Consider the following 24,735-nt stretch of genomic DNA (forward strand, 5'->3'; position numbering starts at 1 on the left):
GGCGAACGGCGAACGGCGAACGGCGAACGGCGAACGGCGAACGGCGAACGGCGAACGGCGAACGGCGAACGGCGAACCGCCGACCGCCGACCGCCGACCGCCGACCCTCTTCGTTCGTTATCCTTTGCGCACGATGTCGGCCATGGCGATCCGCGCGGCGGCGCACGTGTCGCGGCGTATCCGCAGCGCGTCAAGCGAATCGCACGCATCGTCGCAACGTCGACGAACCCGCAATCGACAAACGAAACGCCGAAACGCCGAAACGCCGAAACGCCGAAGCGCCGTTCGACTAGAGCGGCGCACCCAAAAGCCGCAACCCGCGTGCATTGCGCTGAACCGTCGCGCGCCGCGGCTGTCGAATGCGCTCATCGTGTCGCGCGCCGTGCATCCGCGCGGCGCATCGGTCACCTGAAAACCGGAAAGAAAAGGTCCCCCTCATGTCTCACGCCATCGCCGTCGCTCTGTTTCTCCATCTGCTCGCGGTCGCGGTGTGGGTCGGCGGCATGGTGTTTGCGAACTTCTGTTTGCGTCCCGCGTTGTCCGATCTGTCGCCGCAACTGCGCCTGCCGCTCGTCGAAGCGGTATTCGGCCGCTTCTTCAACTGGGTCGCGGGCTCGGTGATCGTGATCCTGCTCACGGGCGGCTTCCTGCTCACGCAGTTCGGCGGCGCGCACGCGACGTGGCCGCTGCATGCGATGGCGGGGCTCGGCGTGGTGATGATGCTGATCTTCGGCCACATCCGCTTCGCGCTGTTCCCGCGCATCCGCCGCGCGGTTCAGGCGCAGAACTGGCCGGACGGCGCGCGCGCGGTGAATGCGGTGCGTCTCCTCGTGATCGTCAACCTCGTGCTCGGCGTCGTGACGATCGCCGCCGCGGCGCTGTCGCGCGGCTTCTGACCTTCGGCGTCCCCAGCCTTCGACGCTCGCGCACGCGGGGCGTTTGTTTCGCCGATGCGCGCGTCACGGCGCGAGCATCGTCTCCAGCAGCCATGAGCCGGCTGGTCCGAGCGGCCGGCCGCGCGACCACACGGCATCCACCGGCACGCGCCGCGGCCAGCCGCGCGCATTGAGCTCGACGAGCTGTTCGCGCGCGAAGTGTTCGACCATCCAGCGCGGCAACTCCGCCCAGCCGAAGCCCGCCACCGCCATTTCCAGCAACAGCAGATAGCTCGGCGCCGACCAGCAGCGCCGCCCCGCGACGAGCCCCGTTTCGATCCGCTCGCCGTGCGGCGCCACGTAGGTATTGAGGCGCAGCTCGCGTGCGTCGTGCAGCGCGGCGAGCGGTACTTCGGCGTCGCCGTACGCGGCGAACGGATGCTGCCGGCCGACGTAGAGCCCGATCTCCGAGCGCTCGGCGACCGTCGCCGCGCCGATGTCGGGCGGGTAGGTGCTGCGCGCCGCCATCAGACCGAGCTGCGCGCGGCCTTGCTGGATCAGGTCGAGCACGTCGTCGTGCTCGGCGATCTGACATTCGAACTCGAGCGTCGGAAAGCGACGGTCGAGCGCTGCAAGCGTCTGCTCGTATCGGCTCGACTGATAGGTGTCCGACATGACGAGCGTGAGGCGCGCCTCCTCGCCGCCCGCAAGACGCGCGGCGACCTGATCGATCGCCTCGCTCGCCTCGAGCACGCGCTGCACTTCGGGCAACAGCGCGCGGGCCGCGTCGGTCAGCGTCGGCTGGCGCGTCGAGCGGTCGAACAGCGTGACGCCGAGGTCGATCTCGAGGTTCGCGATCGCTTCGCTGATCGTCGACTGCCGCTTGCCGAGCTTGCGCGCGGCGGCCGAAAACGAACCGAGGTTGGCGGCCTCGGCGAACGCGAGCAGCGCTTCGGGGGAGTGGCGCATCGCGCATGCTCCTTTGATGTATCGGAAAAACCGATCATATCAAATTGGATGATTACGGTTAATCCGATGAAAATAGCGCCATCTCATTCACCGATGGAGCTTTTCATGCAAATGCAAATGACCAGGCACGTGCCGACGAAGACGCTGGCCGAGCGCGTCGTGCACGCGCTCGCGTTCGAAGTGACCGCGATCGCGATCTGCGCGCCGGTCGTCAGCTGGGTGCTCGGCCTGTCGCTCGTGCACGTCGGGGTGCTGACGGCGGCGGTATCCGTGATCGCGATGGTGTGGAACGTCGTGTTCAACGCGCTCTTCGAGCGGATCGAGCGCCGCTATCGTCTCGCGCGGACGTTCGCGGTGCGCGCGATGCATGCGATCGCGTTCGAACTCGGCCTCGTCGCGATGGCGCTGCCGCTCGCCGCATGGTGGCTCGGGATCAGCCTGCTCGAGGCGCTCTTGCTCGATTTCGGCATCCTGCTGTTCTTCCTGCCGTTCACGTTCCTGTTCAACCTCGGCTACGACCGTCTGCGTGCGCGCTGGATCGCGCAAAGGGCGGTGGCGTGGCGATGAACGGAATCCGATTCTTCTTCGATGGTCCCTTTCGAAAGCCGGCGCGACGCCGGCTTTTTCTTTTTTTGTGCAAGCGCGTCGCGGCGCGCTTCGTCGTAGGTGCCCGAGCGCGCGGCGCGGCTTGTCGCGGCGGCGCTCGCGATGGGCCTTTCCGTGCGCGAGCCGGCCGACTTCGGCGTCGCGCCGATCGCGGCCGTGCACGACATGAACTAGCTGCGCTTTCTCGACGCTGCGCATCGCGGGTGGAACACGATGCCGGAGGACTGGGGCGACGCAGTGATGTCGGAGGTGTTCGAGCGCGAGCCGAACGCGCTGTGCCGCGCGGCGTGCTCGCGCGGGCGGGCCGCTATTTCGCCGACGGCAGTTGCCCCGTCGGCGCGGACACGTGGCGCGCGACGCATCGCCAAAGGCCGCGAAGCGGGAGGCGGGCGGCAGCGAAGCACAACGCAGCGAACGAAGGGGGAGACAAGTACGGCGCGACGCGAAACGCGACCGTGAAGCGAATCGACGACTCGAATCAGCAACTCAAATCAACAACGCGAAACCACGAGAAACAATAGATCGCGGAAAACCTCGGGCCGCATTCACCCATGCGCCGCGAGAATCAGCCAGCCGCCGCACGCGGCCGCGACCGCGCCGTATAGCGCATAGACGGGCACCTTGAATCGCGCGAGGCACAGCCAGGCGATCACGCCCGTCGCCCAATACACCGGCTCGACGGGCGTCTTCGCGACGAGCCGCACGGCCGCGATCGCGAGGAACGCGGTGGTGGCCGCGCGCAGCACGCGCATGCCGCTCGCGAAGCGCGGATGCAGCTTCAGGCGCTCGACGTGCCGCCGCGCGAAGATGACGAGGCAGCCGGACGGCACGAACAGCGCGACCGTCGACAGCAGCGCGCCGCGCCAGCCGTCCTCGAGATAGCCGAGAAACGGCACGACGTTCAGGAGCGGCCCGGGCGACACCGGCGACAGCGTGAACGCGAGCATGAAGTCCTGCTCGGTGATGCCCGTCGCGCGCGAGACGAACAGCGATTTCAGCACGGGCAGCGCGGAGAAGCCGCCGCCGAAGAGCGTCATGCCGGCGCCCGCGAGGCGCGGCCAGAATAGCGACGATTCGTATTCGATCGGCAGCGGCAGCGCGAACAGCGCGATCAGGACCGCCAGCGATACGAGGAGCCGCCATTCGCGCGCGGGCAGCGCGAGCCGCAGCGTCTCGCTGCTGCGGTGCCCGCCCGCGAGCCAGCCGACGGCGAACGCGGCGGTCAGGATCGCGACGAACGTGGCCGGGCTGTGCGCGAGCGCGAGGAGCACCGTCGCGAGCGCGGCGATCACGCGCTCGAGCGGCGCGTGCACCAGCGCGCGGATCTGCCTGAACCAGGTGAGCCCGATCAGCGCGGCGAGCACCATGCCGAAGTGATGCAGCAGCACGGGCGACGCGAGCGTGCGCACGAACGGCGTCTGGTAGAAGATCGCGAAGACCGTCATCGCCGCGAAGAACGGCAGCACGCTCGCGATGCCGGCGATCCACGCGCCGGCGTGGCCGCGCAGCGCGTGCCCGACCTGAACCGCGACGTTGCAGCCGACGGGGCCGGGCATCATCCACGCGAGCGCGACGAGATCGGCGAACGAAAGCGGATCGATACGCCGCTCATGGTTGACGTAATGCTGCTCGAGCTGAGCCATCATCGCAAGACCGCCCCACGACACGGCGGAAACGCCTGTCACGGTCTTGAACAATGCCCATAGCGATTCTCGCTCGCCGCAACACGCGGCCTCCACGCTTGCGATTGTCATGCTGATGTCCAAGTGCGGTCGTGGACGCACCCGCGGCCACATGTGCGTCGCACGTTCCATTGTGCACTCGGAAAACCGGTAGTTGTATGAGCGAAAACGAGTACGCACCGGGCGCGCGGCGCAAACGAGGGTGCGGTGTTTAGTCGCCGCCCGTCGATTGTTTAGCGGTGCTCGCGATATCCCGGCGCAGCGGGGAAGCGCTGTCGCCGCCGCATACGCCGAAGCGCGCGAGAAGGGCCGGAATGCCGTCGGCGGGCACCGGTCGGGAGAACAGGAAGCCTTGCGCCTCGATCCGGCCGAGCGCGGTGAGCCAGGCGATCTGCTCCTCGGTTTCCGTTCCCTCGACGACGACCGTGAGGCCGAGCGAGCGTGCGAGGTGCACGATCGACGACACCATCACGCAGACGCTGCGGTCGGCCGGGATCGCCTGGATGAACGAGCGGTCGACCTTCAGCGTGTCGACCGAGAAGCGGTGCAGGTACGACAGCGACGAATAGCCGGTGCCGAAATCGTCGAGCGCGACGCGGATGCCGAGCTTCTTCAGCGCGACGATCTTCTCCGACACGAGCTCAGGGTATTCCATCATCGCGGTCTCGGTGATCTCGAGCTCGAGGCGGCGCGCCTCGATCCCGGTCTCGACGAGCGCGCGCGAGATCGTCTCGATCAGGTCGCCGCGCCAAAACTGCACGGGCGAGATGTTGACGGCGAGCGTGAGCTTGTCGTGGCCTTCGTTGCGCCAGCGCGCGAGCTGCTCGCACGCGGTGCGGATCACGAAATCGCCGATCGGCACGATGAGTCCGGTCGATTCGGCGATCGAAATGAATTCGTTCGCGGAGATCACGCCGTGTTCCGGATGGTCCCAGCGCACGAGCGCCTCGAAGCCGGTGATGCAGCGGTACGTGAGGTCGATCTTCGGCTGGTACGCGAGGAACAGCTGCCCGTCCGCCAGCGCGACGCGCAACTGCTGTTCCCAGCGCATCAGGTGATCCGCGCGATGCGACAGATGCGGCGCGTAGAACTGATAGCAGTTCTTGCCCGCGTCCTTCGCGCTGTACATCGCGAGGTCCGCCTTTTTCAGCAGGTCGATCTCGCTTTCGTTTTCCACCGAATGCAGCGCGATGCCGATGCTCGCGTGCAGCACGAACGAGCTGCCGCGCACGTCGAACGGCTCGGCGAACATCCGCACGATCGCCTCCGCGAGGCGCTCGGCGCGCCGCTCGACGTCGTCGCCCTTCACGACGACGACGAACTCGTCGCCGCCGATGCGCGCGAGCGCGCCTTCGTTCACGACCGCGTCGGACAGGCGCGCGGCCGTCATCTGCAGCACGATGTCGCCGGCGTTGTGGCCGAGCGTGTCGTTGACGGTCTTGAAGTTGTCGAGATCGATGAAGAGAATCGCGAGCCGCGACAGGTTCGACGGCAGCGCGACGTCGTTGCGCAGGCTGCGCAGCGTCGCGTAGCGGTTCGCGAGGCCGGTGAGCAGATCGAATTCGGCGAGCTGGGTCATCTCGCGCTCGCGCCCGAGCAGCTTGCCGATCAGGCCCGTCGCGACGCCGAAGAACGCGAGCATCGCGAGCGTGATGAAGCTCGTCATCAGCAGATAGACGTTGCGCGTGTGGTGGTAGTCGGCGAGCTCGTCCGCCTGCGACAGGCCGACCATCACGCCGAGCGGGTAGCCGTCGAGATGGCGGTACGACACGATGCGCACGATGCTGTCGATCGGATCGACGTAGGTGCCCGACGCGCGCTCGGACACCGGATACACGCCCGACGCGGAGAACGTGCCGGGCACCTTCTGCGCGGAGCCCGTGCTGCGCGCGAGCACGGCGCCCGTGTCGGAGATCACGGCGATCACGCCGTCCTTGCCGAGCGTCGCGTTGTTGTAGAAGTCGTTCGTGAAGTAGGTCGGGTCCTCGGACACGACGACGACCCCGGCGAACGAGCCGTCCGGATGGTTCAGGCGCCGCGTCATCTGCAGCGTCCAGTGCCGGGACACGCGGCCGAGCACCGGCTTGCTGATGTACAGATCGTCGTCGTTGCGGTGCGCGTGCACCTTGAAGTGCTCGCGGTCGGACAGGTCGATCGGCTTCGGATGCGGGTCGGCCGTGTTCGCGGTCAGCCGGCCGCGCGCGTCGAGGAGCGACACCTGGATCAGCGTGTCGCTCGGCACGACGCCTTTCTCGACGGTGCTCGCGAGATTGAAGTGCGCGGGCGACTTCTCGAACTCGTACTTGACGAAGCGGGTGATCTGGTCGACCTGATGGATCGCCTTGACCGTGTGCTGCTCGAGCGCGGTCGACAGGATCGCGGCCGACGCCGCGGCCTCGCGGTACGCGCTTTCCTTCTCGACGGACAGACGCGCGATGATGGCTACCCACAGCAGCGCGAGCGCGAGCGTGCCGAGGAGCGGGATCGCGAACAACGCGCGGCGGCGGCGCGACTTGCGTGTCGCGCGCACCGGCCGCGCGGCGCGGGCGGCGTGTGACCGGGACGAACTCATCGGACGAAACGTGTCCTTGCGCGCATGGGCGATCCGACAGGATAACCGAGTAAACGGGCCGATAAAGAAGACAATAGACGAGGCCCGATATTACTGAATGGTCAGTCTTTAATTTAGCGCGGCCAGGATATCGCTAACCGGGTGAGGAGGGGATCGGTCCCGCGCGCGGCCCGCGCGGAACCGGCCGCGCGGCGGGCGCGGCCGGGTGAACGCGCGGCCTACCGCAGCCGGATGCGGCCGTCGACGAGCGTGACCGCGGCGCCGCCGATCCAGATCTTGCCCGCGTCGTCGTCGTAATCGACCGCGATGCGTCCGTCGCGGCCGAGCGCGGTGCCCTGGCGCGCGGTGTAGCTGCGCCCCGGGCGGCGCCCGGCCTGCGCGAGGAGGCCCGCGATCGCAGCGTTCGCGCTGCCCGTCACGGGGTCTTCGCCTGCGGCGAACGCGTCGCCCGTCATCAGGCAGCGGACTTCGAACGTCGCCGGGCCGTCGGCCGGATGCGGGCCGTATGCGGCGAGGCCGCCCGCGCCGAGCGCGGCGGCGATCGGCGCGAGCGCCTCGCGGTCGGGGGCGAGCGCGAGGCAGTCGGCCGCCGACGCGAGCCGCACGACGAGCCACGGCGCGCCGTTGTCGACCGCCTGCGGCGGCGCGCCGAAATCGATCGCGCCCGTGCGCAGCGCGGCCGTGAGCGCCGGCCAGTCGCGCTCGGGCAGCGGCGTCACGCGCGCGGGCGGCGCGGCGAACGCCCAGCCGCCGTCGCGCCGCGCGAGCTCGACGAGCCCCGCGCCGCATTGCTGGACGAGCCGCCCGGGCGTCTTCGGCTGCCCGCCCGCGTCGAGAAACGCGTGCGCGGCGCCGAGCGTCGGGTGGCCCGCGAACGGCAACTCGCCGCCCGGCGTGAAGATCCGCACGCGGTAGTCGGCGGCGGGATCGGTCGGCGCGACGAGGAACGCGGTCTCGGACAGGTTCGTCCAGCGCGCGATCTCGAGCATGTCGGCGTCGCAGAGCGCGTGCGCGTCGAATACGACGGCGAGCGGATTGCCCTTGAACGGCACCGACGTGAACACGTCGACCTGCTTGAAGCGCACCGTCACGGTGCCGGCAGCGGCGGCCATCGCGTTACGCGACTTCGGCGATCAGCTCGATCTCGACGCACGCGCCGAGCGGGATCTGCGCGACGCCGAACGCCGAGCGCGCATGCTTGCCCGCGTCGCCGAACACTTCGGCGATCAGCTCCGACGCGCCGTTCGTCACGATGTGCTGCTCGGTGAACTCGAGCGTCGAGTTGACGAGGCTCATCACCTTGACGATGCGCTTGACCTTGTTCAAGTCGCCGGTGTGCGCGTGCAGCGTCGCGAGCAGGTCGATCGCGACCGCGCGAGCGGCTTGCTTGCCTTGCTCCGTCGTCACGTCGTGGCCGAGCTTGCCGGCCCACACCTTGCCGTCCTTCTTCGCGATGTGGCCGGACAGATAGACGGTGTCGCCGGATTGCGCGCTCATCACGTAGGCGGCGGCGGGCGCACCCGCGACCGGCAGCTCGATGCCGAGATCCTTCAGTTTGTCGTAGACGTTTGCCATCTGATTCCTATCCTCGTGAGTCAATCGTGAAATCGTGAATGTGTGAACGAACGAGAAGCGTCACAGGCGCTCGCGCAGCAGCTTGCCGAGCCGCGCGATGCCTTCCTCGATCTGCTCCGGCGGCACCGTGACGAACGACAGCCGCAGCGTGTTCTTCTGCGCGTCGCTCGCGAAGAACGGCGCGCCCGGCACGAACGCGACGTTGTTCGCCACCGCCGCCTCGAGGAGCTGCATGCTGTCGATCTGCGCGGGCAGCGTCACCCAGATGAACATGCCGCCCTCCGGGCGGTTCCAGCTCACGCCTTGCGGCATGTGCCGGGCGAGCGACGCGAGCATCGCTTCGCATTGCGCGGCGTAGAGCTTGCGGATCGTCGGGATGTGCTCGTCGAGGAAGCCGTCGCGGATCACCTCGTACGCGATGCGTTGCGTGAGCGACGGCGTGTGCAGGTCCGTTGCCTGCTTCGCCTGCACGAGCTTGAAGTGCAGCTCCTCGGGCGCAATGATATAGCCGATCCGAAGGCCGGGTGCGAGCACCTTCGAGAACGTGCCGAGGTGGACGACGTGATCGGGCGCCATCGACAGCATCGTCGGCAGCGGTTCGCCCGCATAGTTGAGCGCGCCGTACGGATCGTCCTCGAGCACCGGGAACGGGCTCGTCTGCGCGAACGCGGCGAGCGCGCGGCGGCGCTCGACGGGCAAGCGGCGGCCGGTCGGATTCTGGAAATTCGGTTGCGCGTACAACAGGCGCGCGTCCTTCGTGAGCTCGGGCGTGAGCCCGTCGGGCACGAGGCCCGCGTCGTCGGTCGGCACCTGCACGTAGGTCGGCTCGAAGAGCGAGAACGACTGCAGCGCGCCGAGGTAGGTCGGCGTCTCGACGAGCACGCGGCTCGCCGGATCGATCAGCGCCTTGCCGAGCAGATCGAGCGCCTGCTGCGAGCCCGTCGTGACGAGCACTTGCGTCGCGCGCACGCGATAGCGCTCGGCGATCCACTCGCGCAGCGGCAGGAAGCCTTCCGTCGCGCTGTATTGCAGCGCGGCGGCGGGCGAGTCGCGCAGCACGCGGTCGGCGGCTTCGCGCATGCGCTCGGCGGGGAAGGTCGCGGGCGACGGCAGGCCGCCCGCGAACGAGATCACCTCGGGGCGCTCGGTCACTTTCAGGATCTCGCGGATCGCCGAGCTCGTGAGCTTGCGTGCGCGTTCGGACAGGGCCCAGTGGGGCGGCTTGAGATCGCTCGGATTCATGGTCTCCTCGGTCGGTATCGTGGGTCGTGAATGAAAGGGGCGATTATCGCTCGTCAAATCAGGCCGCGCGAGCGGGCTGCGGCGCGGTGCTCACGGCGGCGCGGCGGCCGAGCACGACGGTCGCGATCACGGCGGCGGCGAACAGCCAGGTCGACGAGGAAACGGTTTCGCCGAAGCAGAGCGCCGAGAACGCGATCGTGAAGAAGATCTGCAGGAGCTGCACCTGGCCCACGCGCGCGGTGCCGCCCATCGCGAGGCCCGCGTACCAAGCGAAGAAGCCGACGAACTGCGAGAACAGCGTCACGTAGCCGAACGCGAGCCACACGCGCGGCGACACCGGGCCCGGGTGCGCCGCGTGGTGCGCCCACGCGAGCCAGCCGACGGGCGGCACGAGCAACGGCGCGGACACGACGAGCGCCCAGCAGATCACCTGCCATCCGCCGATCTCGCGCGCGAGGCGCGCGCCTTCCGCGTAGCCGAGCGCGCCGAGGCCGACCGCGACGAGCATCAGCAGGTCGCCCCGCTGCAGCGCGCCGCCGCCGTCGCGCAGCGCGTACGCGACGACGAGCGCGCTGCCCACGACGGCGCTCGCCCAGAACGCTTTCGACGGCCGCTCGCGCGACAGCCACGCCGCATACAACGCGACGAGAAGCGGCTGCAGACCGTTGACGACCGCGCCGTGCGAGGCGGGCACGGTCTTCATCGCCCATGCGGAAAACACCGGGTACGCGACGATCACGCCCGCCGACACGACGGCGAGGCTCTTGAACTGCGCGCGGCTCGGCACGCGCTCGCGGCGCAGCCACAGCAGCAGCCCGGCCGGCACCGCGGCGGCGAGCGCGCGGCCGAGGCCGTTCAGGAGCGGATGGAGCTCGGTGACGACGATGCGCGTCATCGGCAGCGTCAGGCTGAAGATCATCACGCCGATCAGGCCGAGCAGCATGCCGCGTGTTTCGCGCGAATTCATGAGGGGGCTCCGTGGTCGCGAGTGGTTGTCATGAGCGGTTGTCGTGAGCGGTTGTAGTGAGCGGTTGTAGTGAGCGGGAAGCGGGGCGGGCGCACGCGTGAGCGCAGCGTGCCCGCCGGCGTGTCGAATTCGACCGCGAGCGCGGGCGCATCGCCCGTCTCGACGCCGATCAGGTGCGCCGTGCCCGGCCGGAAGTCGGAACCGGTTTTTCGGGCGCGCGTGCGTCACCGCGTCGCATCGCCGTCGAAAAAACTGTAATCGCAGGGGCCGGCACAGTAACGGTACAATCGCCGCGATACTCTTCGGTACAGTTGGAGGCCCGCGATGTCCACCGTTCCGCTCGCGCAGATTCCCGCGCCGCACGATACCGCGACGCTCACGCTCGTCGACCAGCTCGTGCAGTGGGCGCGCCGCCGGATCGACGAGCGCGTGTTCCGGCCCGGCATGCGGATGCCGTCGATCCGCAAGCTCGCGATCGACAAGAGCGTGTCGCGTTTCACGGTCGTCGAAGCCTACGAGCGGCTCGTCGCGCAGGGCTATCTCGATTCGCGGCGCGGCTCCGGCTTCTACGTGCGCGAGCGCGCGCCGGGGCCGCCGCCCGTTGCGGCGGGCGGCGGGCGGGCGCAGCCCGTGCACAACACGATCGACGTCGTCTGGCTGCTGCGCAACATGCTGCATACGGTCAGCCCTGAAAAGGGGCCGGGGCTCGGCTACCTGCCGAGCCGCTGGCTCGACGGCGAGCTGATCACGAGCGCGTTGCGCGCGCTCGGCCGGCAGTCCGGCGCGCAGATGCTCGGCTTCGGCAGCGCGCAGGGCTTCCTGCCGCTGCGCCAGCAGCTGCAGACGCGCCTGGCCGAAATCGAGATCGGCGCGACGCCCGAGCAGCTCGTGCTCGTGTCCGGCATCACGCAGGCGATCGACCTCATCGCGCGCCACTGCGTGCGGCCGGGGGACGCGGTGATCGTCGGCGATCCGGCCTGGTTCCAGATGTTCGGCCGCTTCGCGTCGCAGGGCGCGCAGCTCGTCGGGATGCCGTACACGCCGGACGGCCCCGATCTCGACGCGCTCGAGAATCTCGTGCAGATGTGGCGCCCGAAGATGCTCGTGATCAACTCGGTGCTGCACAACCCGACGGGCACGTCGCTGTCGGCCGCGCAGGCGTTCCGGATACTGAAGCTCGCGGAGGCGTACGATTTTCTCGTCGTCGAGGACGACGTCTACGGCGATCTGTGCCCGCCGAGCTATCCGGCGACGCGCATGGCGAGCCTCGATCAGCTAAAGCGCGTGATCTTCCTCGGCAGCTATTCGAAGACGCTCGCGGCGAACCTGCGGGTCGGCTACATTGCATGCGCGCCGGAGCTCGCGAAGGCGCTGACCGACCAGAAGATGCTCGTCGGAATGACGACGCCCGAGCTCAACGAGCGCGTGCTGTACAAGGTGCTGACGGAAGGGCACTACCGGCGCCACGTCGAGCGGCTGCGCGCGCGGCTCGACGGCGTGCGCGACAAGACCGCGCGGATGCTCGAGCGCAGCGGGATGCGGCTCTTCACGATGCCGGCGGCGGGGATGTTCCTGTGGGCCGACACGAGCGTCGATTCGGACGCGCTCGCCGCGGCCGCGCACGAGGAGGGTTTCCTGCTCACGCCTGGGAGCCTGTTCTCGCCGCAGCAGTCGCCGTCGACGTGGACGCGCTTTAACGTCGCGAACTGCGGCGATCCGGCGTTGCCCGCGTTCCTCGGCCGCTATCTCGACGGCGTGAACCGCCGCGCCTCTTGAAATTCCGTCGAGCGCCCCAACTTGAGGCGCGGTCGAGCGTCGCGAAAGCGTGATGACGCCGCGCGCCGGCTCCTTTGGGGTCGTGAATCGAAAACGTCTGTCGTAATTGACGCAATCAATGGGTAAATCAAGATGACTCAGCAAACCATGAGCTTTCAGGCAGAGGTCAAGCAGCTCCTCCACCTGATGATTCATTCGCTTTACAGCAACAAGGAAATCTTCCTGCGCGAACTCGTGTCGAACGCGTCCGACGCCGCTGACAAGCTCCGTTTCGAGGCTCTGGAAAACAACGCGCTCTACGAGAGCGATCCGAACCTGCGCATCCGCCTGTCATTCGACAAGGCCGCGCGCACGATCACGATCGACGACAACGGGATCGGCATGAGCCGCGACGAGGCCATCGCGAACCTCGGCACGATCGCGCGCTCGGGCACGAAGGAATTCTTCTCGAAGCTCTCCGGCGACCAGCAGAAGGACGCGGCGCTCATCGGCCAGTTCGGCGTCGGCTTCTACTCGGGCTTCATCGTCGCGGACCGGATCACCGTCGAGACGCGCCGCGCGGGCCTGGCCGCGTCCGAGGGCGTGCGTTGGGAAAGCGCGGGCGAAGGCGACTTCTCGGTCGATGCGATCGAGCGCGCCGCGCGCGGCACGACCATCACGCTGCACCTGCGCGACGGCGAGGACGAACTGCTCTCGTCGTACCGCCTGAAATCGATCGTCCAGAAGTATTCGGACCACGTCGCGCTGCCGATCCTGATGAAGAAGGAAGAGTGGGATCAGGAAAAGGGCGAGATGGTCGAGAAGGACGAGGACGAGACCGTCAACCAGGCGAGCGCGCTGTGGACGCGTGCGAAGAGCGACGTCACCGAGGAGCAGTACAAGCAGTTCTACCAGCACGTCGCGCACGACCACCAAGATCCGCTCGCGTGGACGCACAACCGCGTCGAGGGCCGCAGCGAGTACACGCAACTGCTCTTCGTGCCGTCGCACGCGCCGTTCGACCTGTGGAACCGCGACTATCGCGGCGGCCTCAAGCTGTACGTGAAGCGCGTGTTCATCATGGACGACGCGGAGCAACTGCTGCCGCAGTACCTGCGCTTCGTGAAGGGCGTCGTCGACTCGTCGGATCTGCCGCTCAACGTGTCGCGCGAGATCCTGCAGGAAAGCCGCGACGTGAAGGCGATCCGCGAAGGCGTGACCAAGCGCGCCCTGTCGATGCTCGAAGAGCTCGCGAACGCCGAAGACGACGCCGGCCGCGAGAAGTACAAGACGTTCTGGAGCGCGTTCGGCCAGGTGCTGAAGGAAGGCGTCGGCGAGGATCACGCGAATCGCGAGCGCGTCGCGAAGCTGCTGCGCTTCGCGTCGACGCACGGCGACACCGACGAGCAGAACGTGCCGCTCGCCGATTACGTCGCGCGGATGAAGCCCGAGCAGACGAAGATCTACTACGTGACGGCCGACACGTGGCAGGCCGCGAAGAACAGCCCGCATCTCGAAGTGTTCCGCAAGAAGGGCGTCGAAGTGCTGCTGCTCACCGATCGCGTCGACGAATGGATGCTGTCGTTCCTGCACGAGTTCGACGGCAAGGGGCTCGCGAGCGTCGCGCGCGGCGACCTCGATCTCGGCGCGCTGAACGACGACGAGAAGAAGGCGCAGGAGCAGACGGGCGAGGCGATGAAGCCCGTCGTCGACAAGATGAAGGAAACGCTCGGCGACAAGGTGAAGGACGTGCGCGTGACGTTCCGGCTCACCGATTCGCCGTCGTGCCTTGTCGCCGACGACAACGACATGAGCGGCTACCTGCAGCGGATGCTGAAGGCGGCGGGCCAGAACGCGCCGTCGTTCCAGCCGATCCTCGAGATCAATCCGGAGCATCCGCTCGTCAAGGCGCTGAAGGCCGACGGCGCGGACTTCGGCGACTGGTGCCATCTGCTGTTCGAGCAGGCGCTGCTCGCCGAAGGGGGCGCGCTCGAGGACCCGGCAAGCTTCGTGAAGCGGACCAACGCGCTGTTGCTGTCGCGCGCGGCGTGATGGCGCGGATGCGTTTCGACGCGGCCGACGCGCATTGGCGCGAGACGCCGCGCCCCGGCGCGTCGAGCGCGCAGAAGGACTGGCTCACGCGCGGCGGCTCGCTGACCGCGCACCTCGCGCGGCTCGGCCGCGTGACGGTGCGCGTGACGCGCGAGACCGTCGCGACGCCGTGGGCCGATGAGCACGCGGCGCTCGCATGCGCGCCGCGCACGCCGGTGTGGGTGCGCGAAGTCGTGCTCGCGGTCGACGGCACGCCGTTCGTCGCCGCGCACAGCATCGCGCCGCTCGCCGCGAGCAAGGGCGTGTGGCAGGCGATGCGGCGGCTGCGCACGCGGCCGCTCGCGGAGCTGCTGTACAGCGATCCCGAAGTGACGCGCTCGGCGCTCGTGAGCCGGCGCGTGATCGCCGGCCATTCGCTGTTCGCGCTCGCGTCGCGCGCGCTCGAGCGCGCGCAAATCGCGCCGCACGCATTCGCCGCGCGCCGCTCGGTGTTCGAGCGGCACGGCGAGCCGCTGATGGTGACCGAATGCATGCTGCCCGCGTTGTGGCGGCATCTCGATGCGCCCGGCGCGCGCCGCGCGCGCGGCGGCGAGGCCGCGTGATGTTGCGCGGCTTTCCTCCCGTCGTGGCGCCCGGCACGCACACGCTGATTCTCGGCAGCTTTCCCGGCGAGGCGTCGCTCGTGGCCGCGCAGTATTACGCGCATCCGCGCAATCAGTTCTGGCGGCTGCTCGGGGCGGCGCTCGGCGAGCCTGCGTTGCATGAATTGCCGTACGACGCGCGTCTCGCGCGCGTGCTCGCGCACGGCTTCGGCATCTGGGACGTGCTCGCTGCGTGCCACCGCGAAGGCAGCCTCGATTCGGCGATCCGCCATGCGAAGCCCAATGATTTCGATTCGCTGCGGGAAGTCGCGCCGTCGCTGAAGAAGGTGTGCTTCAACGGCAAGACGGCGGGGCGGTTCGAAGCGATCATTCGCGCGGCGGGGTTCGATACGCTCGTGTTGCCATCGTCGAGCCCGGCCAATGCAACGCTGTCGTTCGACCAGAAGCTGATCATTTGGAAGGGCATCGTCGCCTGACGCGCTGCGCGCGACGCGATCGCCGACGCCGGCCGTCGCGCGTTTCCCGTTCGTTTCGTTTTGCTTCGTCATCCTTCGCGTCGAGTGCCGCGGAATGCGGGGCGAACCGATGCGGCGAGCAACCGTTTCACGTGTGCTCAATGCCGCGAGTGCTATCCTCTCGTTCGCCCGAAGACCCACATCAGTACGAGATTCATCCATGACCCGATTGATCAAGCGCGCGTCCGCCGAGGCGCGCGCGTTCCAGCGCGGCAAGCCGTCTCCGTTCAACGGCTCCGACAAGCTCAAGCCGTCCCGCGCGAAGCGTAGCCGCGCCGCGTTCGACGACGAAGTCGACGGCGTTGCCGTGCTCGACGCGCCTCGCAAGCCGCGCTTCGCGCCCGTCACGTTCTCCGAAGAGCGCGGCGTGCGCTATCTGCATTTCGGCACCGAGTGGGTGCAGGGCGCGATGCGCCTGTCGAAGCCGCATCACATCGAGCTCGAGTACGCGCAGCAGATGATGGCGTGGCTGCTCTTTCTCGAGACGCCGAAGCGCATCGTCCAGCTCGGCCTCGGCACCGGCGCGCTGACGAAGTTCGCGCATCGCTTCCTGCCGCGCGCGCACGTCGAGGCGGTCGAGCTGAATCCGGCCGTGATCGTCGCCGCGCGATCGATGTTCGAGCTGCCGCCCGACGACGCGCGCCTGACCGTCCACGAAGCGGACGCGTGGGATTTCGTCAATGATCCGAAGAATCGCGGCACGATCGGCGCGCTGCAGATCGACCTGTACGACGCGACCGCGCGCGGCCCGGTGCTCGACAGCGTCGCGTTCTATCGCGCGGTGCGCGGCTGCCTGGCCGGTGCGGGCGTCGCGACGATCAACCTGTTCGGCGATCATCCGAGCTTCGTGCGCAACATGAAGCACCTGAACGCCGCGTTCGACCAGCGCGTGATCGCGCTGCCCGAAGTGCACGACGGCAATCGGATCGCGCTCGCGTTCTCGGGCCCGGCGCTATCGGTGCCGTTCGCGCAGCTGACCGAGCGCGCGAAGCTGATCGAGGCCGAGCTGCGCCTGCCCGCGCGCTCATGGGTGAAAGAATTGAAAGCGTCGCTCGGCGAGCGCGCCGACGTGTTCACGATCTGACGCCGAAGCGGCCGCGCAGGCCGAAGGCCGCGTATGCCGCAGAGGCCGCAGAGGCCGCAGAGGCCGCGCAGGCCGCCCGCGCCGCCGCCGCAAGGGCGGGCGGCGGCGGGGCCGGCTCCGGGTTCGCCCTCGTATGACAGGGTATTTCCGACTTTTATACTGACTGACGCCAGGGGAGGCGCAGCTTACCCGTCGTGTCGTTCCTCTCGCACCGCCGTACCCGTTCAGAACATATCAATAACCGGGATGTGAAGAGGAGACGTCATGGCTCACGATGCCGACGCCAACCGGGCCGCGAAACGCTGGCTCTGGCTGCTGGTCCTGCCGCTCGTCGCGATGGTCTGGGTGCCGTCGTACAACAAGATCGAACCGCAATGGCTCGGTTTCCCGTTTTTCTACTGGTACCAACTGATGTGGGTGTTCATTAGCGCCGTGATCACCGCGTTCGTCTACTTCAAGACGAAGAACTGCTGGAAGGGCGTTCCGCGGGGAGACGGCAAATGAACCTGACCGCGACCTTCGTCTTCGTGCTGTTCTTCGTCGGCGTGACGATCATGGGCTTTCTCGCCGCGAACTGGCGGCGCGGCAATCTCGCGCATCTCGACGAATGGGGCCTCGGCGGCCGGCGCTTCGGCACGATCGTCACGTGGTTCCTGCTGGGCGGCGATCTCTATACCGCGTACACGTTCGTCGCCGTGCCGGCGCTCGTGTTCGGCGCGGGCGCGATGGGCTTCTTCGCGCTGCCGTACACGATCCTCATCTATCCGTTCGCGTTCGTCGTGTTTCCGAAGCTCTGGAGCATCGCGAAGCGCCACGGCTACGTGACGGCCGCCGATTTCGTCAGCGCCCGCTACGGCAGCCGCTCGCTCGCGCTCGCCGTCGCCGTGACGGGCATCGTCGCGACGATGCCGTACATCGCGTTGCAGCTCGTCGGCATCGAAGTGGTGATCGGCGGGCTCGGCTTCGACACGAAGGGCTTCGTCGGCGACCTGCCGCTCATCATCGCGTTCGCGATTCTCGCCGCGTACACGTACACGTCGGGCCTGCGCGCGCCCGCGATGATCGCGATCGTCAAGGACATCCTGATCTACATCACGATCGCCGCGGCCGTGATCGTGATTCCGGCGAAGCTCGGCGGCTTCGGGCACATCTTCGGCGCGGTGCCCCCCGCGAAGCTGCTGCTGAAGGTGCCCGACGCGTCGAGCATGAACGGCTTCAGCGCATACACGACGCTCGCGATCGGCTCGGCGCTCGCGCTCTTTCTGTATCCGCATTCGGTGACGGCGATCCTGTCGTCGTCGTCGGGCAACACGATTCGCCGCAACATGGCGATGCTGCCCGCGTATTCGTTCGTGCTCGGCCTGCTCGCGCTGCTCGGCTACATGGCGCTCGCGTCGGGCGTGAAGGACATGCCGCAATACGCGCCGTACTTCAAGGCGTTCGGCCCGAACTTCGCGGTGCCCGCGTTGTTCCTGCACTTCTTCCCGTCGTGGTTCGTCGGCGTCGCGTTCGCCGCGATCGGCATCGGCGCGCTCGTGCCGGCGGCGATCATGTCGATCGCGGCCGCGAACCTGTACACGCGCAACATCCATCGCGAGTTCGTCAACCGCAACATGACGCACGACCAGGAGACGAACGTCGCGAAGCTCGTGTCGCTGATCGTGAAGGTCGGCGCGGTCGCGTTCATCCTCGGGCTGCCGCTCACGTACGCGATCCAGCTGCAGCTGCTCGGCGGGATCTGGATCATCCAGACGCTGCCCGCGATCGTGCTCGGCCTCTACACGCGCATGCTCGACTATCGCGGGCTCCTGCTCGGCTGGGCGGCGGGGCTCGTCTGCGGCACGTGGATGGCGATCTCGCTGAAGCTCGCCGGCTCGATCTTCACGATTCATTTGTTCGGCTATGCGATTCCGGGCTACGCGGCCGTCTGGGCGCTGGCCGTGAATCTCGTCGTGTCGATCGTCGTCAGCGCGCTCGTGCGCGTGCTCGGGATGGCGCATGCGGAAGACCGCACGCGGCCGGAGGATTATCTCGACGTCGTCGAGAGCTGAAGCGCGCGTCCGCTCCGGCGGGAAACGCAAGCAAAGACGCCCGCGGCGCGCATCGCGCCGCGGGCGTCGTCCGTCGATCGGTTGCGGGAAGCTTCGGCTTCCGAAGCGTTCGCCGCCTTCACTTCTTCATGTTCGGATCTTCGACGTTGATCATCCAGTGCACGCCGAACTTGTCGCGCAGCATGCCGAAGCCGAGCGCCCAGAACGTCTTCTCGAACGGCATCGTCACCGCGCCGCCGCCGCCGAGCAGCGCGTCGAAGATCTTCTTGCCTTCGTCGACGCTCGGAGGATTGAGCGACAGCGAATAGCCGTTGTGCACCTGCTGCGTGCCCGACTTGCAATCGCCGTCCGAGCACATCAGCACCGAGTCGCCGATCTGGAAATTCGCGTGCATCACCTTGTCGGCCATCTCGGGCGGCGTCGGCCGCTCGGGATTCGGCGGCGCGTCCTTGAAGCGCGCGATGAAATTCACTTTCGCGCCGAGCGCGTCGCCGTAGAACTTCAGCGCCTCGTCGCAGCGGCCGCCGAAAAACAGATACGGTTGTACTTGCATCGTCGTCTCCTTGAACTTGGGCTGGGAGGGGCGCAGTCGCACCCGTGCGAACGATTGTAGTGCGTCTGGATGACAGCGACGGGAAGAATGAAAAGGGCCGCAACGCGCGAGCGGGGAAAGCGCTCGGGAGAAGGGCCGCGATCGAACAGGACCCCAAAAGAACCGTGCCGGTGGCGGACGGCCGGGCATGCGCCACCGGCGCGATGCAAGAGCGCCGCATCGCATCGCGACGCAGCGCTTCGTCGATTCATGCAATGGCAAGCAAAGAAACGGATGCCGGCCCCGAGCCGCGCGGCGGCGGACGTCGACGCCGCGCCGCGCGCCGCACCGCGATTCGGGGCCCGCGCGCGTCAGCGCAGCGCGTCGATCATCCGCTCCAGCTTCACCGCATCCGCCGAGAACAGGCGGATGCCTTCGGCGAGCTTCTCGGTCGCCATCGCGTCGTCGTTCAGCTGGAAGCGGAACGACGATTCGTCGATCGCGACGCGCTCGAGCTGCGCGTCCTTCGCCGCGTCCGGAGACAGCTTGCGCGCGACCGTTTCGGCGCTGTCCTGCAGCTTCTGCAGCAGATCGGGGCTGATCGTCAGCAGATCGCAGCCGGCGAGCTCGGTGATCTGGCTCGTCGTGCGGAAGCTCGCGCCCATCACTTCGGTCGTGTAGCCGAAGTGCTTGTAGTACGTGTAGATGCGGCGCACCGACACGACGCCCGGATCGTTCGCGCCGCCGTCCTTCGCCTCGTCCCACTCGGCGCCTTTGTGCTTCTTGTACCAGTCGTAGATCCGGCCGACGAACGGCGAGATCAGTTGCGCGCCCGCCTCCGCGCACGCGGCCGCCTGCACGAGCGAGAACAGCAGCGTCATGTTGCAGCGGATGCCTTCGCGCTGCAGCACTTGCGCCGCGCGAATGCCTTCCCACGTCGACGCGAGCTTGATCAGCACGCGCTCGCGGCTGATGCCCGCCGCTTCGTAGAGCTTGATGAGCTCGCGGCCCTTGTCGATCGAGCGCTGCGTGTCGAACGACAGGCGCGCGTCGACTTCGGTCGACACGCGGCCCGGGATCAGCTTCAGGATCTCGGTGCCGAACGCGATCAGCAGGCGATCGATGATGAAGCCGACGGATTCGCCCGCATGGTCGCGGACCGTTTTTTCGAGAATCGGCCGATAGGCGTCCTTCTGGACGGCCTTCAGGATCAGCGACGGATTCGTCGTCGCGTCCCGGGGCTGGTATTGCGAGAGTTGCTGGAAGTCGCCCGTGTCGGCGACGACGGTCGTGTATTGCTTGAGCTGGTCGAGTGCGGTAGTCATGACGAGTCGAAAGCGAGGCGCGGCGCGCCGGTTCGGTGAGGACGACCGCGCGGCGAGGCGCGGGGCGATGCGTGGCGGCGCGGCTTGCGCGGCCGCCGGGCCCTCCATTTTAGGCCCGAATCGGGAACCGGTGCCGAACGCTCGTGCGCGGACGGTTGCGCGGCGCGCGCCGACCGCGCATCGAGCGCGCATGCCGGCGATGCATCGGGATGCCGATCGCGCCGCCGCCCGCGTGCGAGCCGGGCGGACCGAACGCGGCGCGCACGCGAGCCCGGCGAACGTCAGGCGGTGCGACGCGCGTTGAGAATCGCCTGCGTGAGCACGCCCGCGACGAGCCCCCAGAACGCCGAGCCGATCGACAGCAGCGTGAGGCCGGAGGCCGTGACCATGAACGTGACGAGCGCCGCCTCGCGCTGTCGCGCGTCCTGCATCGCGTTGGTGAGGCCGCTCATGATCGAGCCGAACAGCGCGAGCGCGGCGACCGATACGACGAGCGCCTTCGGCAGCGCGCCGAAGAGCGCGGCGATCGTCGCGCCGAACACGCCCGCGACGAGGTAGAACACGCCGCACCAGACGGCCGCCGTGTAGCGCTTCGTGCGATCGTCGTGCGCTTCCGGGCCGGTGCAGATCGCGGCCGTGATCGCCGCGAGGTTGATACCGTGCGAGCCGAACGGCGCGAGCACGAGCGACGCGATGCCCGTCGTCGCGATGAGCGGCGACGACGGCGTCTCGTAGCCGTCCGCGCGCAGCACCGCGATGCCCGGCACGTTCTGCGACGCCATCGCGACGACGAAGAGCGGAATGCCGATGCTCACGATCGCCGACAGCGAGAACGACGGCATCGTGAACACCGGCCGCGCGAGCGCAACGTGGAAGCGGCTGAAGTCGAGCAGGCCGAGCGCGCCGGCGGCCGCGGTGCCGGCCGCGAGCGTCGCGACGATCGCGTAGCGCGGCGCCGCGCGCTTGACGATCAGGTACGTGAAGAACATCGCGAGCACGAGCGCGGTCTGGAACTGCGCGGCGCGGAAGATCTCGATGCCGATCTCGAACAGGATGCCGGCGAGCAGCGCGGCGGCGATGCCGGACGGAATCCTGCGCATCAGCGTGTCGAACAGGCCGCTCGCGCCGACCGCCGCGAGCAGCAGCGCGCACACGACGAACGCGCCGATCGCGTCCGAGTACGCGACGCCCGGCAGCGATGCGACGAGGAGCGCCGCGCCGGGCGTCGACCACGCGACGACGATCGGCGCGCGATACCGCAGCGACAGCCCGATCGTCGTCACGGCCATGCCGATCGACAGCGCCCAGATCCACGACGAGATCTGCGCATCGCTCAGATGCGCGGCGCGGCCCGCCTGGAACATCAGCACGAGCGAGCTCGTGTAGCCCGTCATCATCGCGACGAAGCCCGCGACGAGCGCGGACGGCGACGTGTCCGCGAGAAGATTGAGCCGCGCGAGCGCGGGCGACAGATTGGAGGCGGGCGGCTGACTGCTCATCGGTGAAACGTCGGGTCTGATGCGTTGGGGGAGGTGAAAGGCGCGGTGCGCGGCGCGTGCGTCACTTGCTCAGCGCGCGCATCGCGGATTCGAGGCCCGCGAGCGTGAGCGGATACATCCGGTCGCCGAGCACGTCGCGGATGATCGAGATCGACTGCCGGTATTCCCACAGCCGCTCGGGCTCGGGGTTCAGCCACGCGAAGCGCGGGAACTGGTCGGCGAGACGGCGCAGCCACACGGCGCCCGCCTCGGGATTGTTGTATTCGACCGAGCCGCCCGGCTGCAGCACCTCGTAAGGGCTCATCGTCGCGTCGCCGACGAAGATCAGCTTGTAGTCGGGCGTGAACTTGTGCAGCACGTCCCACGTCGGCGTGCGCTCCGCGTGGCGGCGGCGGTTGTTCTTCCACAGATGGTCGTACACGCAGTTGTGGAAGTAGTAGAACTCGAGGTGCTTGAATTCGGCCTTCGCGGCGGAGAAGAGCTCCTCGGTGCGTTTGATGTGGTCGTCCATCGAGCCGCCGACGTCGAGCAGCATCAGCACCTTCACGTTGTTGTGGCGCTCGGGCACCATCCTGATATCGAGCCAGCCGGCGTTCGCGGCGGTGCTGCGGATGGTGTCGGGCAGGTCGAGCTCCTCGGCCGCGCCTTCGCGCGCGAAGCGCCGCAGCCGCCGCAGCGCGACCTTGATGTTGCGCGTGCCGATCTCGACCGAGTCGTCGTAGTCGCGATACGCGCGGGCTTCCCACACCTTGACCGCGGTGCGGTTGCCGCTCGACGGCCCGCCGATCCGGACGCCTTCCGGGTTGTAGCCGCCGTGCCCGAACGGCGACGTGCCGCCCGTGCCGATCCATTTGTTGCCGCCCTCGTGGCGCTCCTTCTGCTCGTCGAGCAATGCCTTGAGGCGCTCCATCAGCTTGTCGAGGCCGCCGAGCGACTGGATCTGCGCCTTCTCCTCGGGCGTGAGCTCGCGCTCGAGGCGCTTTTCGAGCCAGTCGAGCGGGATGTCGAACGCGTCCGACGGCAGCGCCGACACGCCGTGGAAGTACGCGCCGAACGCCTTGTCGAACTTGTCGAAGTACTGCTCGTCTTTCACGAGCGTCATGCGCGCGAGATAGTAGAACGCGTCGAGCGACGGCTCGATCGTCTGCGCCTTGAGCGCCTCCAGCAGCGTCAGGTATTCCTTGACGGACACCGGCAGCTTCGCGGCGCGCAGCGAGTAGAAGAAATCGATCAGCATGGGCGGGCCCTCGCGCAATCGCGGCGAGCCGGGCGGCAAACGCGCGTCGCGCGCTCGTTCGCGCTCGTGGCGGCTGAAATCCGGCGGCTCATCTCGCGTGTCTCCTCGCAGCGCCCGCGCGCCTAGCGGTTATGGCGGTTCATGTAGACGAGCCGCTCGAACAGGCTCACGTCCTGCTCGTTCTTGAGCAGCGCGCCCGCGAGCGGCGGCACGATCTGCTTCTGGTCCTTCGAGCGCAGCGCGTCGGGCGGGATGTCCTCGGCGAGCAGCAGCTTCAGCCAGTCGAGCAGCTCGGACGTCGACGGCTTCTTCTTCAGCCCCGACACGCCGCGCAACTCGAAGAAGCTCTCGAGCGCCGCGCGCAGCAGGTCCTGCTTGATGCCGGGGTAGTGGACCGCGACGATCTTCTGCATCGTCGACGGATCGGGGAACTGGATGTAGTGGAAGAAGCAGCGGCGCAGGAACGCGTCGGGCAGCTCCTTCTCGTTGTTCGACGTGATGATGACGAGCGGGCGGTGCTTCGCGCGCACGGTCTCGCGCGTCTCGTACACGTGGAACTCCATCCGGTCGAGCTCGCGCAGCAGGTCGTTCGGGAATTCGATGTCGGCCTTGTCGATCTCGTCGATGAGGAGCACGCTCGGGCGCTCGGCGTCGAACGCCTGCCAAAGTACGCCCTTGACAATGTAGTTCGCGATGTCCTTCACGCGCTCGTCGCCGAGCTGCGAGTCGCGCAGGCGCGATACCGCGTCGTACTCGTAGAGGCCCTGCTGCGCCTTCGTCGTCGACTTGACGTGCCACTGCAAGAGCGGCATGCCGAGCGCCGCGGCGACTTCCTCGGCGAGCATGGTCTTGCCCGTGCCCGGCTCGCCCTTGATGAGGAGCGGGCGCTGCAGCGTGAGGGCGGCGTTGACGGCGAGCTTCAGATCGTCTGTCGCGACGTAGTGCGAGGAACCTTCGAAACGCATGGCGGCGAGCTTCCGGCGAAAAAATCCCAGTATAAGGCAGAAGCGCCGACGGCTTCGCGCGCGCGGTGTATCGTGCGGGGCGCACTCGGCGGGGCCGCATGGTGGACGCATTCCCCGGCGACGCGGTACAATCTGGCCGTTTTTTTGGCCTGCGTGGCGGCCTCACAAGTAAAACGGCGCCGGCCGTTGCCTTTGCGGGCGCCAGTTTCCCCTCAAGCTAGGTTACAAGAGCTATGAATAAATTCGGCAAACATGTCGTTGTCGCAGCGGCGCTCGCGGCGCTCGCCGCCGGCGCGCAGGCGGCCGGTGTGGTCGGCAACCCGAAGGACGGGGCGAGCAAGGCCGCGATGTGCATCGGCTGTCACGGCATCGACGGCTACCGCGTCGCTTACCCGGAAGTCTACCGGGTTCCGCTCCTCGGCGGCCAGAACCAGGTTTATCTCGAGAACGCGCTGAAGGCCTACCGGAAGAAGGATCGCCATTTCCCGTCGATGAACGCGATCGCCGAATCGCTGACGGATCAGGACGTCGCCGATCTCGCGGCCTACTACGCCGCGCAAAAGCCCGATTCGAAGAACAATCCCTACAAGTAAGCTCGCGCTTGCTGATCTCAGCACCGGGATAGGAGCA

General features: G+C 67.9%; 23 protein-coding genes and 1 pseudogene. 11 read left to right on the plus strand and 13 right to left on the minus strand.

The features are described 5' to 3' along the window. Positions 1 to 117: 117 nt before the first annotated feature. On the minus strand, positions 118 to 369 hold the full coding sequence (locus WS91_RS36025) for a hypothetical protein (protein ID WP_197422252.1): 252 nt from the start codon (positions 367 to 369) through the stop codon (positions 118 to 120). A gap of 68 nt (positions 370 to 437) precedes the next feature. On the opposite strand from WS91_RS36025, the gene WS91_RS19200 reads away from it, so the two are divergent. Continuing rightward, entirely contained in the window at positions 438 to 896 is a 459-nt protein-coding gene (locus WS91_RS19200; RefSeq protein WP_059670791.1) for a CopD family protein, read from the plus strand. A gap of 63 nt (positions 897 to 959) precedes the next feature. On the opposite strand, the gene WS91_RS19205 is transcribed toward WS91_RS19200, so the two are convergent. Then, a complete protein-coding gene (locus WS91_RS19205) occupies positions 960 to 1,844 on the minus strand; it encodes a LysR family transcriptional regulator (RefSeq protein ID WP_038748721.1) in 885 nt (294 codons plus the stop codon). A 105-nt stretch (positions 1,845 to 1,949) separates the two neighbouring features. On the opposite strand from WS91_RS19205, the gene WS91_RS19210 reads away from it, so the two are divergent. Together WS91_RS19210 and WS91_RS36895 are read left to right on the plus strand one after the other, a co-directional pair. Further along, entirely contained in the window at positions 1,950 to 2,411 is a 462-nt protein-coding gene (locus WS91_RS19210; protein ID WP_038748747.1) for a multidrug/biocide efflux PACE transporter, read from the plus strand. A 99-nt stretch (positions 2,412 to 2,510) separates the two neighbouring features. Beyond that, positions 2,511 to 2,869: pseudogene (locus WS91_RS36895) on the plus strand (histone deacetylase family protein); the annotation flags it as partial. A gap of 126 nt (positions 2,870 to 2,995) precedes the next feature. Here WS91_RS36895 and WS91_RS19220 read toward each other — a convergent pair. The 6 genes from WS91_RS19220 to WS91_RS19245 all read right to left on the minus strand — a co-directional run bounded on the left by WS91_RS19220 (position 2,996) and on the right by WS91_RS19245 (position 10,488). After that, entirely contained in the window at positions 2,996 to 4,204 is a 1,209-nt protein-coding gene (locus tag WS91_RS19220) for a chromate transporter (protein WP_052145093.1), read from the minus strand. 139 nt (positions 4,205 to 4,343) lie between these two features. After that, positions 4,344 to 6,704: a bifunctional diguanylate cyclase/phosphodiesterase gene (locus WS91_RS19225; protein ID WP_059574704.1), complete on the minus strand. Its 2,361-nt coding sequence runs from the start codon at positions 6,702 to 6,704 to the stop codon at positions 4,344 to 4,346. Between the two features lie 218 nt (positions 6,705 to 6,922). Next, on the minus strand, positions 6,923 to 7,816 hold the full coding sequence (locus tag WS91_RS19230; RefSeq protein ID WP_059645794.1) for a PhzF family phenazine biosynthesis protein: 894 nt from the start codon (positions 7,814 to 7,816) through the stop codon (positions 6,923 to 6,925). 4 nt (positions 7,817 to 7,820) lie between these two features. Then, positions 7,821 to 8,279: a RidA family protein gene (locus tag WS91_RS19235; protein WP_038748714.1), complete on the minus strand. Its 459-nt coding sequence runs from the start codon at positions 8,277 to 8,279 to the stop codon at positions 7,821 to 7,823. A gap of 60 nt (positions 8,280 to 8,339) precedes the next feature. Then, positions 8,340 to 9,521, minus strand: a complete 1,182-nt coding sequence (locus WS91_RS19240; protein WP_038748712.1) for an aminotransferase-like domain-containing protein — start codon at positions 9,519 to 9,521, stop codon at positions 8,340 to 8,342. A 58-nt stretch (positions 9,522 to 9,579) separates the two neighbouring features. Further along, positions 9,580 to 10,488, minus strand: a complete 909-nt coding sequence (locus tag WS91_RS19245) for a DMT family transporter (protein WP_059670793.1) — start codon at positions 10,486 to 10,488, stop codon at positions 9,580 to 9,582. A gap of 324 nt (positions 10,489 to 10,812) precedes the next feature. Here WS91_RS19245 and WS91_RS19255 point away from each other — a divergent pair, with 324 nt between their 5' ends. From WS91_RS19255 to mctP, 7 genes are all read left to right on the plus strand, one after another. After that, positions 10,813 to 12,264, plus strand: coding sequence for an aminotransferase-like domain-containing protein (locus tag WS91_RS19255; protein ID WP_059574701.1), 1,452 nt, complete (start codon positions 10,813 to 10,815; stop codon positions 12,262 to 12,264). A gap of 132 nt (positions 12,265 to 12,396) precedes the next feature. Next, a complete protein-coding gene (gene htpG / locus WS91_RS19260) occupies positions 12,397 to 14,295 on the plus strand; it encodes a molecular chaperone HtpG (protein ID WP_038748705.1) in 1,899 nt (632 codons plus the stop codon). Further along, positions 14,295 to 14,897: a chorismate--pyruvate lyase family protein gene (locus tag WS91_RS19265; RefSeq protein ID WP_197419449.1), complete on the plus strand. Its 603-nt coding sequence runs from the start codon at positions 14,295 to 14,297 to the stop codon at positions 14,895 to 14,897. Before htpG ends, WS91_RS19265 begins: the two co-directional genes overlap by 1 nt. Next, positions 14,897 to 15,373: a DNA-deoxyinosine glycosylase gene (locus WS91_RS19270; RefSeq protein ID WP_038748743.1), complete on the plus strand. Its 477-nt coding sequence runs from the start codon at positions 14,897 to 14,899 to the stop codon at positions 15,371 to 15,373. Before WS91_RS19265 ends, WS91_RS19270 begins: the two co-directional genes overlap by 1 nt. Before the next feature lie 199 nt (positions 15,374 to 15,572). Beyond that, the gene (locus tag WS91_RS19275) at positions 15,573 to 16,496 is read left to right on the plus strand and encodes a hypothetical protein (RefSeq protein ID WP_059670794.1); all 924 of its coding nucleotides are present in this window, start codon (positions 15,573 to 15,575) and stop codon (positions 16,494 to 16,496) included. 264 nt (positions 16,497 to 16,760) lie between these two features. Continuing rightward, positions 16,761 to 17,000, plus strand: a complete 240-nt coding sequence (locus WS91_RS19280; protein WP_038748701.1) for a DUF3311 domain-containing protein — start codon at positions 16,761 to 16,763, stop codon at positions 16,998 to 17,000. Continuing rightward, on the plus strand, positions 16,997 to 18,547 hold the full coding sequence (gene mctP, locus WS91_RS19285) for a monocarboxylate uptake permease MctP (protein WP_038748699.1): 1,551 nt from the start codon (positions 16,997 to 16,999) through the stop codon (positions 18,545 to 18,547). Before WS91_RS19280 ends, mctP begins: the two co-directional genes overlap by 4 nt. 118 nt (positions 18,548 to 18,665) lie before the next feature. Here mctP and WS91_RS19290 read toward each other — a convergent pair whose 3' ends face one another. From WS91_RS19290 to WS91_RS19310, 5 genes are all read right to left on the minus strand, one after another. After that, positions 18,666 to 19,100, minus strand: coding sequence for a VOC family protein (locus WS91_RS19290; RefSeq protein WP_059670795.1), 435 nt, complete (start codon positions 19,098 to 19,100; stop codon positions 18,666 to 18,668). A 350-nt stretch (positions 19,101 to 19,450) separates the two neighbouring features. After that, positions 19,451 to 20,404: a transaldolase gene (gene tal / locus WS91_RS19295; RefSeq protein WP_059670796.1), complete on the minus strand. Its 954-nt coding sequence runs from the start codon at positions 20,402 to 20,404 to the stop codon at positions 19,451 to 19,453. A gap of 281 nt (positions 20,405 to 20,685) precedes the next feature. Continuing rightward, entirely contained in the window at positions 20,686 to 21,903 is a 1,218-nt protein-coding gene (locus WS91_RS19300; protein WP_059670797.1) for a benzoate/H(+) symporter BenE family transporter, read from the minus strand. Positions 21,904 to 21,964: 61 nt separating this feature from the next. Then, positions 21,965 to 23,140: a vWA domain-containing protein gene (locus WS91_RS19305; protein ID WP_038748692.1), complete on the minus strand. Its 1,176-nt coding sequence runs from the start codon at positions 23,138 to 23,140 to the stop codon at positions 21,965 to 21,967. 122 nt (positions 23,141 to 23,262) lie between these two features. After that, positions 23,263 to 24,105 carry an AAA family ATPase gene (locus tag WS91_RS19310; protein ID WP_038748690.1) on the minus strand — a complete coding sequence of 281 codons (843 nt, stop codon included), beginning with the start codon at positions 24,103 to 24,105 and terminating at the stop codon, positions 23,263 to 23,265. 233 nt (positions 24,106 to 24,338) lie between these two features. On the opposite strand from WS91_RS19310, the gene WS91_RS19315 reads away from it, so the two are divergent. Beyond that, positions 24,339 to 24,698: a c-type cytochrome gene (locus tag WS91_RS19315; RefSeq protein ID WP_038748688.1), complete on the plus strand. Its 360-nt coding sequence runs from the start codon at positions 24,339 to 24,341 to the stop codon at positions 24,696 to 24,698. The last annotated feature ends 37 nt before the right edge of the window (positions 24,699 to 24,735 follow it).

Source organism: Burkholderia sp. MSMB1498 (genome assembly GCF_001526245.1).
Lineage (GTDB): Bacteria > Pseudomonadota > Gammaproteobacteria > Burkholderiales > Burkholderiaceae > Burkholderia > Burkholderia savannae.